The sequence below is a fragment of the Candidatus Neomarinimicrobiota bacterium genome, from assembly GCA_021734025.1.
GTDB lineage: Bacteria > Fidelibacterota > JAANXI01 > JAANXI01 > JAANXI01 > JAANXI01.
This window is the reverse complement of record JAIPJS010000010.1, coordinates 18,548-30,847: the sequence shown is the minus strand read 5'-3', so window position 1 is coordinate 30,847 and position 12,300 is coordinate 18,548. Positions and strand designations below refer to the sequence as shown.

At 50.7% G+C, this 12,300-nt stretch carries 11 protein-coding genes; all 11 read right to left on the bottom strand.

Features of this window, described 5'->3' with window-relative positions:
• Positions 1 to 11 precede the first annotated feature (11 nt).
• A complete protein-coding gene (locus tag K9N57_11500) occupies positions 12 to 500 on the bottom strand; it encodes a zinc ribbon domain-containing protein (GenBank protein ID MCF7804808.1) in 489 nt (162 codons plus the stop codon).
• Positions 500 to 1,015 (bottom strand): cytochrome c-type biogenesis protein CcmH, encoded by a 516-nt coding sequence (locus tag K9N57_11495; GenBank protein MCF7804807.1) that lies wholly within the window; start codon positions 1,013 to 1,015, stop codon positions 500 to 502. Before K9N57_11495 ends, K9N57_11500 begins: the two co-directional genes overlap by 1 nt.
• The gene (locus tag K9N57_11490) at positions 1,008 to 2,972 is read right to left on the bottom strand and encodes a heme lyase CcmF/NrfE family subunit (protein MCF7804806.1); all 1,965 of its coding nucleotides are present in this window, start codon (positions 2,970 to 2,972) and stop codon (positions 1,008 to 1,010) included. Before K9N57_11490 ends, K9N57_11495 begins: the two co-directional genes overlap by 8 nt.
• Before the next feature lie 92 nt (positions 2,973 to 3,064).
• Positions 3,065 to 3,505 (bottom strand): cytochrome c maturation protein CcmE, encoded by a 441-nt coding sequence (locus K9N57_11485; GenBank protein ID MCF7804805.1) that lies wholly within the window; start codon positions 3,503 to 3,505, stop codon positions 3,065 to 3,067.
• 113 nt (positions 3,506 to 3,618) lie between these two features.
• A complete protein-coding gene (locus K9N57_11480) occupies positions 3,619 to 4,755 on the bottom strand; it encodes a YbdK family carboxylate-amine ligase (GenBank protein MCF7804804.1) in 1,137 nt (378 codons plus the stop codon).
• A gap of 17 nt (positions 4,756 to 4,772) precedes the next feature.
• Positions 4,773 to 5,642 carry a PHP domain-containing protein gene (locus K9N57_11475; GenBank protein MCF7804803.1) on the bottom strand — a complete coding sequence of 290 codons (870 nt, stop codon included), beginning with the start codon at positions 5,640 to 5,642 and terminating at the stop codon, positions 4,773 to 4,775.
• A gap of 16 nt (positions 5,643 to 5,658) precedes the next feature.
• Positions 5,659 to 7,356 carry a methylmalonyl-CoA mutase family protein gene (locus tag K9N57_11470; protein ID MCF7804802.1) on the bottom strand — a complete coding sequence of 566 codons (1,698 nt, stop codon included), beginning with the start codon at positions 7,354 to 7,356 and terminating at the stop codon, positions 5,659 to 5,661.
• A gap of 549 nt (positions 7,357 to 7,905) precedes the next feature.
• Complete coding sequence (gene dxs / locus K9N57_11465) at positions 7,906 to 9,807, bottom strand: 1-deoxy-D-xylulose-5-phosphate synthase (protein ID MCF7804801.1); 1,902 nt, start codon at positions 9,805 to 9,807, stop codon at positions 7,906 to 7,908.
• Between the two features lie 45 nt (positions 9,808 to 9,852).
• Positions 9,853 to 10,437, bottom strand: coding sequence for a pyridoxal 5'-phosphate synthase glutaminase subunit PdxT (pdxT, locus tag K9N57_11460; protein MCF7804800.1), 585 nt, complete (start codon positions 10,435 to 10,437; stop codon positions 9,853 to 9,855).
• A 7-nt stretch (positions 10,438 to 10,444) separates the two neighbouring features.
• Positions 10,445 to 11,326, bottom strand: a complete 882-nt coding sequence (gene pdxS / locus K9N57_11455) for a pyridoxal 5'-phosphate synthase lyase subunit PdxS (GenBank protein MCF7804799.1) — start codon at positions 11,324 to 11,326, stop codon at positions 10,445 to 10,447.
• 12 nt (positions 11,327 to 11,338) lie between these two features.
• Entirely contained in the window at positions 11,339 to 12,193 is an 855-nt protein-coding gene (locus K9N57_11450) for a 4-hydroxy-3-methylbut-2-enyl diphosphate reductase (GenBank protein MCF7804798.1), read from the bottom strand.
• Between the last annotated feature and the right edge of the window lie 107 nt (positions 12,194 to 12,300).

Below are 12,300 nucleotides of genomic sequence, written 5' to 3'. Positions count from 1 at the left end.
AGTGAAAATTTTCAGGCTAGCGCCAATCCCGTTCCGCATTCCGCACAAAACTGGCTTTCCGGCGGATTGGTTGTACCACATTCGGTACAGGCATTGGCTGGTTGACTGGTGGCTTGTCCGCAGGAACTACAGAACTTTGCAGTGGCTGGCAAGGTTGCTCCACATGAATCGCAGGTCGCAGACGCGGTCTGTGGTGTCTGCTTTCCGGAAATATGCATCTCACCGTTCTGTTGCGATTCAATTTCATCGAGTACCTGTCCAGCCTTCTCCATCAGTTCCTGACGCTGTAATTTATAATCACGATAGGACAATTTCCCCATCTCATATTCGAAATCCGCCTCTTTTATCTGCGCGTAGATGTTAAACTTTTCCTGCTCCAGATTTTTGAGAACCGTATCATCGGTAAAGCGACGAATAATGCCCGCTTTATTGACAAGCGGTGCCACCACAAAACTGAGTGTTCCTACAAATACGATAAATGTCAGTATCGGCTCCAGCATCACAGATCCATATTCTCCAGTTCCTGCTCTATTTGATCCCGGTGTTTCAATGAGTTGGAATTGGTAGCGGGATCAGTATTGCCTGGGTGCGTTGGATCTGTCTCCCGACTCTCATCGTCACCGGACATCCATTTGGAGGCTATACTGTACACAATTCCTCCGCCGAGCACCAGAAATACAAACGGCAGGATATACGCCGATAGGTTGAATCCGGATTTTGGCGGAGCAGCCAAAATTTGTTCCCCGTAAATGCTGATCATCGTCTGTGTGATTTCCTGCTCGGATCTCCCCTGATCCAGCATATTTCCGACCTGTTTGCGGACACCTTCGCACATGCAACCATCCATGGTACAAACGGAGACCAACAGACCACATCCACACTGGCACGACAGTTTGCTGTTAATCTTTTTATAAGTGCCCGAGTCGTATGCATGCACTTGTTCGGGAATTACTCCAATGAAAAACAGGGTGGCGATCCCAACAGTGAAAACCGTATATATATAGGTTTTAATCATTGGTTTTCCGTATAGTCCGGGGTTTAGTTGGCAGCATGGCAATAATCGTCCCGAAGGCCAGAATTGCCCCCCCTATCCAAATCCATTGAACCAGCGGATTGACGAAGATTCGAATCGTAGCACTGTTTTCTCCTCCGGACACACCGGCAAGCGTCGCGTAAAGATCCTCACGCCAGGTTTGGATAATATCGACCTCCGTATTCGGTTGATTCGACCGAAAATACATCCGCTTTTCAGGATAGAGTTTCCCGTAGGATTTACCGTTTTTCAGGACCTTCAGCTCCACTATCTGAGCTACGTGATTTGGTCTGTCAATCTGCTGGAAGTCCGAGTAGACAAACGAGAACATACCCGCCTCAATTGCCTCACCCGGCTCAATGGTCTTCTCCACCTCGACATTAAACGCCGATCCAGTGAAGCCGATAAAGTAAAAGACGATGGCCAGATGCACGATATATCCGCCGAACCTGCTCTTATTTTTAAGCACTATATTCACCAGAGCCCGGGCGTAATTCTCCCCGGTCATCCGGTGCCGGGCCGTGGTTCCCTTCCAGAATTCCTGGATTATTGACGAACTGACAAACACTATTAGAACACCAGAAATAAACGGATAGAGATCGCGCACTCCGACGATCCAGAGAACAATTGCCGCGATGCCCCCCAGGACAATGGGAGTCATAAAGTTACGCTTGAAGCTTTCGAAAGATGTCCGGCGCCACGCAAGCAGCGGCCCGATACCGGTTAACAGCAGCAGTGCCAATCCGATGGGTACATTCACCTGGTTAAAAAATGGCGGTCCCACCGTAATCTTTGATCCCCGTACCGCTTCGCTGACCAGCGGGAACATAGTCCCCCAGAGTACCGAAAAACAGATACCGATAAAAATGAGATTATTCAGAAGAAAGCTGCTTTCCCTGGATGAGAGCGATTCCAGTTTGTTCCGGGTCTTCAGTATATCCATTCGTTTGTAAAGCAGGAAAACCGATGACAGTATGATGATGACGAGAAATCCGGAGAAAAACGGCCCGATGGATGATGCGGTAAAACTGTGTACACTGGAGATTACACCACTCCTCGTGAGAAACGTTCCAAATATGGAGAGAAAAAAGGTGAGCATAATCAGAACCATATTCCACACCCGGAGCATGTTTTTCTTCTCCTGGATGATCACCGAGTGCAGGAATGCGGTACCGGTCAGCCATGGCATAAATGACGCATTTTCTACCGGATCCCAGGCCCAGTATCCACCCCAGCCTAACTCAACATAGGCCCATTTGCCACCGAGGGTAATCCCGATGCTGAGGCAGAGCCAGGCGAACAGCGTCCACCGGCGGGTCGAGGTAATCCAGAGGTTATCCAGTTTGCCGGTCAGCATCGCGGACATGGCAAATGCAAACGGAATTGTAAACCCGATATACCCGAGATAGAGCATTGGCGGATGGATCATCATCCCCGGATTCTGGAGCTGCGGATTCAATCCCTGGCCGTCAGGAATAGTGAATCCCGGCGGCACCGGCTGGAACGGATCTGCAATAAAGTTATTTAGGATGAGGAAAAAAACCTGGACGACCAAGATAACCGCAACTGCATACGGCAGAAGGTTCAGGTTCCGTTTCCGGTTTTGGATAACGGCGACGACTGCGTATATGGACAGAATCCAGTTCCAGAACAGCAGGGAACCGTCCTGCCCGGCCCAGAGTGCCGTTAACTTGTAATTCCAAGGGGTATTCCGGCTGGTGTACTGGGCTACATATTCGATTTGGAAATTACTGAGGAATAATTCCCGAAGCAGCACGGCGACCGCCACAGTTATTAGAATACCAACGCCGATGACCGCCCGGTTCGCGGTTTCCATCAGGTCTTCCCGGCGCTGCAGCCGGGCATAAATAGCGACGCCGACTCCGGCGATTGCCAGAATGAAGGCCAACTGCAGTGAAATGCTACCCAGTGTCGCCATATATTATTTCAATCCTCTTTTTAATAGGAAATAATTAGAACGGAAAAATAATAAATTCTGTTTGATACGATACGCAAGAGATCAACGACAGGCTAATATCCCTGATTCTTTTCTTTGTACTCCTTCATCCCTTCCATGTCTGTCACATCGGCTTCATACCGGGAAGCACACTTCGCCATCAGATTATCCGCGTGAAACACACCTTCTTTGGAATACGTCCCTTCGACAATAACTTCTGCACCATCTTTGAACATATCAGGGGTAATACCCTCGTATTCGATAGTCAAATCCTTGCCTTCCTGCACCATCTTGAATCGGGTGAACAGCTGATTTTCACTCTTGTCAATGCTCCCCTCTTTCACGTTCCCGGCCATCCGGATTCGTTCGCCGTACAGATCAGGCGCCTTCGCGTACAACTCGTCCACCGTCACATAGAATACCTGATTTCCCTGGAATCCGGTGGCAATAATCAGCACGAGCGCTGCTGCAATAACAAGTCCGCTTATTAAAAATTTTTTCTGTTTCCCGGTCATGATACTCCCTCAATTGTGACAAAAATAGTCTCTTATTTTGGCTAAATATAGCTGCACTCTGCTATCATGTCAATCCTTTTACACTTCTGTATCCCAGAGATTGAAATCGCATTTTATACTGGCACCGTAAAGTCAAGTTTCACGTCCTGCAGCATTTTCTCGTGCACCCGCCGAACATCCTGTCCCAGCTCCTCATAGAGCCGCAGCTGATACTGGGCTTCGTTTCCGGTCTCCAGAATTTCCTCGACAGTTTCAAGATAACCCAGTGTCCCCAATTCCTCTGCCATGGGAGAGGCATATTCCACCATGTGCTCCACGGCATCCCGCATCGACAGGATATTACCGGTATTCGGGCCGATGATATCACAATCCAGGCCAAACCGATTGGCCTTCCAGAGTGCATCGTTCAGGTATTCCGATTGGAGTACCGGCTCCATCTGACCTGCCTGGAAATCTTTCAGGGTCTGCCCGACCAGTGCCTGGGAGAGCGCCACAAAAAACCGGGTACGCTCCAGTGAGTTCTGTACGTCACAGACGCGAAATTCAATAGTCCCGAAGTCCACATGTGGGCGAATTTTCCACCAAATCTGCCGCGGTTTCTGGATGGTTCCCGACTCGATCATTTTATTTATAAGCGCGTCGTATTCGGCGAAGTCGTGAAATGCCGGCGGAATATTTGTTCGCGGAAATGCCCCGAACTGCATGGTTCTGGTTGAGTACATCCCGGTGGGACGCCCTTCAAAAAACGGTGAATTGCCTGACAGTGCCAGCAGCGGCGCCAACCAACGGCGCAAACCGTTATTCATGTGAATCGCCAGCTCCGGATCGTTCACTCCCACATGTACATGCAGCCCATAGGTAATATTTCTCCGGGCATAGTAGTGGAGCTGATTTGCCACCCACTGGTACGTTTCATCGCGGACAAACTGCTGATCCCGCCAGTCGGCGAACGGATGCGTTCCGTTCACTCCCATGATTACCCCGAGGTTATCACAAATCTCTGCGACCTTTTTCCGGAGGGCAATCACCCGATCCATGCACTCATCCACATCGCGGGCCACATCGGTATTTGTCTCGATTTCGCTTAATAATAATTCGTAACTGAATCGATCCCGGAGTTCCGGATCAACCTCATTCATAAAATCTTCCGCTACATGGGTCAGGTCGCCAGTCGTCGTGTCACAAAACATGAATTCTTCTTCAACCCCAAGTGTCAGAGGGGAATTATCTTCAAACTTTTCTTCGTGCATAAACCTGCGCTGCTCCTTTACTCCTGCAAATCAATAGTCGTATTTTTAACCGTAGTATCTGGTACGCGATTCCGTAATCTCTCTACCTGCTCTGTGCTGATGGTGTGTTTGCCTATAACTTCCCTGCCGAGCCGTTTGCCGTGACAGTCCGAGCCACCGCTCAACACCAGATTGTATTGATCCGCCAGCGCTGAATATTTTTCCACATCATGCAAATTATGACTCGAGTGCACAACCTCGATGGCATCCAGGCCCCGGTTTACGAGTTTCGGTATAATGGTATCGTCCCCAACGGTTTTAGGATGAGCCAGACTGCAAATCCCGCCCGCGGAGTGCACCAAATTGATAATTTCGTCCACCTGGAAGGTCGGTTTCTCCACGTATCCCGGCTTACCACGGACTAATAATTTCCGAAAGACCTGCTGGACAGATTTAAACTCGCTTACCTGAACCAGCGCTTCTGCAATGTGGGGCCGTCCCAGATTGCCGCCTTCGGCGATGTTCAGAATCTGTTCCAGCGTAATGTCGTATCCCAATTCCCGGAGCTCGTCAACCGTCTTTTCTGTCCGAATCAACCTGCGTTTTTCACACAGGCTCAAATACTCCAATAATTCCGCATCATGATGATCGATAAAATATCCCAAAAGGTGCACACTAATATCACCGAGTTCGGAACTGAATTCAATCCCGGGGACAATTTCGATATTGTCCGATTTTGTAAGCGCCTTTGCTTCGTCTATTCCCTTCACCGAATCATGATCAGTAATACTGATTACCCGGAGATCGAGCGTTTTGGCGCGCTCGATAATTTCCGGCACCGTATAGGTCCCATCCGAATAGTGCGAATGGATGTGCAAGTCAGCTCTGGGGTGGTGATGCGGCGTCATATGGCAGTATATCCCATTAAAAGACCGTTTCTTCAGTGTATTCGCCAAACACTTCCTTCATCAAATCCGTAATCTCGCCAAGCGTGGCATACTGCTCAGCGGCGTTTATGATGTATGGCATGGTATTCTCATCAGTTTCACACACCGTCCGGAGTTTCTCCAGGGCCCGATCAACCGCCGCCTGATCCCTGGTATCTTTTAGATCTCGAACTGACTGGCGCTGTTGCCTTTCCGCCTGTTCATCGATCTCCAGGATCGGTATTTCCAGCTCTTCCCCTTCTTTCACAAATTCATTCACCCCAACGATGATCCGCTCACCGGAGTCCACCTTCTTCTGGTATTCATACGAAGAGCGGGCAATCTCTTTTTGAAAATACCCCCGGCGAATCGCTTCGATGACACCGCCAAAAGACTCAATTTCTGCAAAGATGTCTTCGGCTTGCTCTTCCAGTTTGTCGGTCAAACTCTCGACATAGTACGAGCCCCCCAGCGGATCAACCACATTGGGCACGCCGGTTTCGTACGCGATCAGCTGCTGGGTACGGAGCGCGATTTCGGCCGCCTTCTCTGTGGGCAATCCCAGAGTTTCGTCCATGGAATTAGTGTGGAGGCTCTGGGTACCGCCGAGTACGCCGGCCAGTCCCTGAAATGCTGTTCTGGCAATATTGATTTCCGGCTGCTGGGCGGTGAGCGTACATCCTGCGGTCTGTGTGTGAAACCGCAACTTCATAGAGCGTTCATCTTTAGCCCCGTATTTTTCCTTCATTTGCCAGGCCCAGATTCTCCGGGCTGCCCGGTATTTGGCAACCTCCTCGAAGAAGTCCAGGTGCGAGTTAAAAAAGAACGAAAGCCTCGGCGCAAAATCATCGATATCCAGACCGCGTTCCAGTGCCCACTCCACATAGGTAAAACCATCGGCCAGGGTATACGCTAATTCCTGTGCCGCAGTGGATCCCGCTTCCCGGATGTGATAGCCGGAGATGGAAATCGGATTCCATTTGGGGATATTCTCGGTACAATATTCAATCGTATCTACTATAAGCCGCATGGACGGCTCCGGCGGATAGATAAATTCCTTTTGCGCAATATATTCTTTCAGGATATCGTTCTGCAGGGTGCCCCGGAGATCAGCCAAATCGACGCCCTGCTTTTTCGCCACCGCGATATAAAATGCCAGCAATACCGACGCTGGCCCGTTTATGGTCATGGATGTTGAGATTTCATCCAGGCGAATCCCGTCAAAAAGCGCTTCCATATCTTTGAGCGAGGTAACATTGACGCCGCATTTCCCGACTTCTCCCTGGGATAAGGAATGGTCGGCGTCATATCCCATGAGCGTTGGCATATCAAATGCCACCGACAGGCCGGTCTGACCGGCGTTCAAGAGGTATTTAAAGCGTTGGTTGGTTTCTTTCGGAGTGCCGTATCCCGCAAATTGGCGCATCGTCCAGAGCTTCCCCCGATACATGTTCGGATGAATGCCCCGGGTATACGGATACTGGCCCGGCATTCCCAGGTCCTCCATAAAATTATCTCCATCAAAGTCCTCGGGACCATACACCAGCTTGTTGGTGACACCCGAAACGGTCTCAAAACTGTAATCCCTCGCCGGACTACTTTCAGCCGAATCTTTCCACTGCTTTTTTGCCTCCTGATAAGACCGCTTTACATCCGATCCTGCTTTCCCGGAATCAGACTTTTTATTTTTACTCATATATTAATGTCCTTATCTCTTCATTTGAATTTCGAAGTTAATTGTAACCGGGAAATATTCAAAATGAAAGCCAGCATATCTTTTGTGAAGGGAAAAACATTCAGGGAAAACTGTCCTCGATTACTGTTCCATACATTTTTAGCGACAAGAAAGATCTGCCGGAATTGTCGCAATTGACTTTCCGGTTCATGTAATATTGGGTCTGGGTCACCCGTTTATGAGCCCCGGATTTTTCACCGGGATTCCCTGATTGCGTTCATCATTTCCGGCGACTTGACACTAACCGACTCCATAGCAACTATTTCACGCCGTATGCTTCATTTCCGGCTCTTCCGACAGCAATAATTCTCATCGGAGATATTCAACCAATCTGTAGGTAAGGGTACGAGTACAGCGAGATGAAATCAGTTATGTGGCTTACACCATTTTTTGGCGAAACAGATTATCGATATCCACCGGGGATGTTTCTTATATCAAGATCTGCTGATCGTTTACTGACACGTTGGATACAATTTCCCTGCTATGAATACAATGCTTCCACCAGGAAGTTTAAGAGACCTCTGCAGCAGACTGATAGTGCATCCTGGCGATCTCCCGGAGCCGATCCGCAATTTTAGCAGGAGAGAGTCCGGCAAGTGCTAGCACCTCTTCTCTGGAACCGTGCTCAATAAATTGATCCGGGATGCCGATTCTGGTAATCCTGACCGTCCCCGGGAAATTATCCTCCACATATCCGAGAATTGTCGATCCGAATCCACCGATAACGCTGTTTTCTTCCATGATGACCAAATGCGAACAGCTCTTTACGAGGTTACTCAACATCGTCGTATCGAACGGTTTCAGAAAGCGCGCATTAACGAGGCCGATTTGATACCCTTCTTTGGCCAGGGATTCGATGGCGCGTTCACCAATATCAACCATAGAACCAGCAGCGACAACGACGATTTTGTCACCCTCTCGTAATTCCTCCCAGGAGCCAATATCCAACAAGTGTGGCTCGCCTTCCGGGCTCCACTCCACTACCCGATCCTTGGGATACCGGATACTGAACGGCCCCGCCCCGTATTGCCGCGCAGTATACATGAGATCCCGGAGTTCGTTACCATCCATAGGAGCCGTCACCACCATATTCGGGATATGTAACATATATGAATAATCGAATGCCCCCTGATGGGTTGCACCGTCCCCCCCGACCAGCCCGGAGCGATCCAGGCAAATGATCACCGGAAGTTCCTGTGTCGCCACATCATGCACCAGGTGATCGTAGCCCCGCTGTAGAAAAGAAGAGTAGATAGCCACTACCGGGTGAATTCCCTCGGCTGCCAGGCCGGCAGCGAAGGTCACGGCATGGCCTTCCGCAATGCCCACGTCGAAGTACCGCTCAGGATACGTGTCGCTGAATTTCACCAATCCGGATCCTTCCCGCATGGCTGGCGTAATGGCAACCAATTTCTCATCATCCGCTGCCATTTCGGTCACGATATTCCCGAACACTTCGTAGAAATACGGTAATTGGTCTTCTTTCTTGGATTCTCTGGAGGCCTTGCTCTTAATACTGTGGAAGCGAACAGGGCTTTTCTCTACTCCGGGATATCCTTTCCCTTTCTCCGTTAAGACATGGACCAGCGCCGGCGTTTTCAGATCTTTTACCGCATCGAAGGTCTCGATGACCTCGTCCAAATCGTGTCCATTAATCGGACCAAAATAGCGAAACCCGAGTTCCTCGAACAGCATACCCGGCGTCAGGAAATTTTTCAGCCCTTCTTCCATCTTTCGGACGATATACCGGACATACCGGGAACCGCCTGGGATCTTCCCGGTGAGGTTCCACATCTCGTCACGGATTTTATTATAGAACGGGTTGGTCACCATCTTGGTTAGCAGATGGTGCATAGCGCCGACATTCGGTGAGATAGACATTTCGTTATCGTTCAGGATGATTGTCATCTGGCGGCGCATGGCTCCGGCATTATTCAGACCTTCATACGCAAGCCCGCCGGTAATGGCGCCGTCGCCGATTATAGCGGCTACCCGGTAGTCTTCATTCTGGAGATCCCGGGCCGTGGCGATACCGAGCGCCGCAGAGATTGCCGTACTGGCATGGCCTGCTCCGAACGGATCGTACTCGCTCTCCTCACGCTTACAGAACGGCGCCAACCCGTTCAGCTGGCGGATGGTATTGAGACGATCCCGACGACCGGTCAAGACCTTGTGCGCATACGCCTGATGGCCGACGTCCCAGACGATTTTATCTCTGGGCGTATCATACAGGTAGTGGAGCGCGGTCGTCAATTCAATGACACCAAGGGTTGGCGCCAGGTGCCCGCCAACAGTATCCACCACCTCTATAACGTAATCGCGCAGTTCGTCGCAGACCTGCCGAAGTTCAGAACGCTCCAACGATTTTAGGTCTTTGGGAGAATCGATATTCGGAAGAATTGAATAATCCAATTGTGTACTCCATTGAACCAGGAGTGGAAAAAAAGTGCCGGATTCTCAGGCAGCCTGCGCCTTCCGGCATAACTCATCTATAAAATAACGGTGAACCGCGATATCGTTCGTCAGTTCCGGGTGAAACGTCGCGGCCATGGCGTTTCCCTGTCGGACCACCACCGGTTCGCCTTCGTATCTGCCAAGAATTTCCACGCGATCACCGATTTTGTTAATGCGTGGCGCCCGGATGAATACCGCCGGGATTTTAACCGACTCTCCGGCCGCTCCCCAGTCAATGTCTGCCAGGAATGACTCGATTTGCCGTCCAAAGGCGTTCCGTGAGACTGACATGTCGATAATATGCCACGGTTTGACCTTGTCGCTGTCCACCTGGTTGCTCAATAATATTGCTCCGGCGCAGGTACCGAACACCGGATTGTCCCTGGCGTAGAGTTCGATAACGTCTGACCACTTTTCCGACTGGAGCACCTTAGTCATAGTCGTGCTCTCGCCGCCGGGAATAATTAAAGCATCGACCTCGTCCAGCTCCCCGGGGTGCTTGATTAACCGGGATTGGACGCCGAGCCTTTCCAGCACCTGTTGATGCTTATGAAATGCGCCCTGAATGGCAAGAATACCTACGATCATCTATTTCCTACCATCCGCGATCGGCGAGCCGTTCGCCATCCGGAATATCGCTGACGTTAATGCCAACCATGGCTTCGCCGAGTCCCTCGGAGACTTTCGCCAACTCTTCCGGCTCGTCGTAATGGGTGACGGCCCGAACGATGGCTTCCGCCCGTTCTTTGGGATTGGAGGACTTGAAAATGCCCGATCCCACGAAACAGGTTTCAGCGCCTAACTGCATCATCAGCGAAGCGTCTGCCGGAGTAGCGATACCGCCGGCGGCAAAGTTCGGAACCGGTAGTCTACCGTCGTCGGCTACCTGTTTCACGACCTCATACGGCGCGCCCAGTTCTTTGGAAGCCGCCATCAACTGATCGTCACCAAGAGTCGTCAGACGCCGGATATCATTCTGCACCGAGCGCATGTGCCGCACAGCTTCGACGATGTTGCCAGTACCGGCCTCGCCCTTGGTTCGAATTAGTGCCGCGCCTTCGCCGATGCGCCGCAGCGCTTCGCCGAGATTCCGGCAGCCACAGACGAACGGCACTTTGAAATCGTGCTTGTAAATATGGTTGGCTTCATCCGCCGGTGTCAGAACTTCGCTCTCGTCGATAAAATCGATTTCCATGGATTCCAAAATCTGGGCCTCCACGAAATGACCGATTCTGACCTTCGCCATCACCGGAATGGAGACCGACTCCTGGATCTCCCGAATCAGTAGTGGGTCGGACATTCGGGCGACGCCGCCGTGCTCCCGGATGTCCGCCGGAATCCGTTCCAGCGCCATCACGGCGACCGCACCAGCGTCTTCAGCTATCTTGGCCTGCTCGGCGTTGGTCACATCCATGATGACTCCACCCTTCAGCATCTCTGCCAGGCCGATTTTGACTTCAAATGATCCCTTTTCCATAGATATCACTCCTTATATCACTTCGGCTGTTCTGTCCGAAGTTACCGATTGAATTTTTTGCATTACTTCATCAATTGTGTTATCCGGTGTAGATGCTCCCGCATGGACTCCCACCGAGGCTGTGCCCCGGAACCAGCCCGGATCTATATCGCCGGCAGTTTCCACCTGATACGAGTTGGGATTTATCTGCCGGGCGAGACTCGTCAGCCGCTTGGTATTTGCGCTGGTATACGAACCAATGACGATCATCACATCATTGGAATTTGCCAGGTCTTTCAGTTCCACCTGATTCTGCCGGGTGGGATGACAGACTGTATTGACAAATTGTAAATCTTTCACTTTCATTATCAATATCGAAATAATTTCCTGCACATTTTCCACCTCCTGGGTAGATTGAGAGACCGCGCCGCCGCGCTTCTTTTTCCGGAGTCGCCTGGCTTCTTCCGGGGTGGAGATGATGATAGGATTCTCTACCTGGCTTTGGATCCCGACCACTTCATCATGTCCCTTATCACCGATTATATATATCTGCCGGCCATCCTGTTCCATTTTACGGACTTCAGCATGAATTTCATGTACCAACGGACAGGTTGCATCGATGATCTCCAGTCCACGGGCTTTGGCCTCTTCCCAGACTGCCGGGGGCGTTCCATGGGCGCGAAACAATACCGGTGCACCTTTTACATCGTGAATTGAATTCACGACGGTCACACCGAAGTCAGCCAATTCCTGAACCACCCGTTCGTTATGCACGATGTGTCCAAGCATGTAGAGTTTTCCGTGCTCCCTGGCGGCCTCACGGGCGACCTCGACTGCATCCCGCACCCCGAAACAGAACCCGGCATGTTTCGCCAGAGTTATGCGCACACTATGACTGCCTGTGTTTCCTCTCGTAGTCCGATTCATTATAGAAAATTAGGTGTTCTCCCCGCCCGATTCAAGTGTTCTCTTGCCCGGAATTTCAGGGATAATAA

What these genes read in the sequence shown, in the direction of transcription:
- K9N57_11480 (MCF7804804.1), bottom strand. Translation starts at nt 4,755, where the DNA reads ATGCACGAAGAAAAGTTTGAAGATAATTCCCCTCTGACACTTGGGGTT.
- K9N57_11495 (MCF7804807.1), bottom strand. Translation starts at nt 1,015, where the DNA reads ATGATTAAAACCTATATATATACGGTTTTCACTGTTGGGATCGCCACC.
- K9N57_11485 (MCF7804805.1), bottom strand. Translation starts at nt 3,505, where the DNA reads ATGACCGGGAAACAGAAAAAATTTTTAATAAGCGGACTTGTTATTGCA.
- K9N57_11500 (MCF7804808.1), bottom strand. Translation starts at nt 500, where the DNA reads ATGCTGGAGCCGATACTGACATTTATCGTATTTGTAGGAACACTCAGT.
- pdxS (MCF7804799.1), bottom strand. Translation starts at nt 11,326, where the DNA reads ATGGAAAAGGGATCATTTGAAGTCAAAATCGGCCTGGCAGAGATGCTG.
- K9N57_11475 (MCF7804803.1), bottom strand. Translation starts at nt 5,642, where the DNA reads ATGACGCCGCATCACCACCCCAGAGCTGACTTGCACATCCATTCGCAC.
- K9N57_11470 (MCF7804802.1), bottom strand. Translation starts at nt 7,356, where the DNA reads ATGAGTAAAAATAAAAAGTCTGATTCCGGGAAAGCAGGATCGGATGTA.
- K9N57_11490 (MCF7804806.1), bottom strand. Translation starts at nt 2,972, where the DNA reads ATGGCGACACTGGGTAGCATTTCACTGCAGTTGGCCTTCATTCTGGCA.
- pdxT (MCF7804800.1), bottom strand. Translation starts at nt 10,437, where the DNA reads ATGATCGTAGGTATTCTTGCCATTCAGGGCGCATTTCATAAGCATCAA.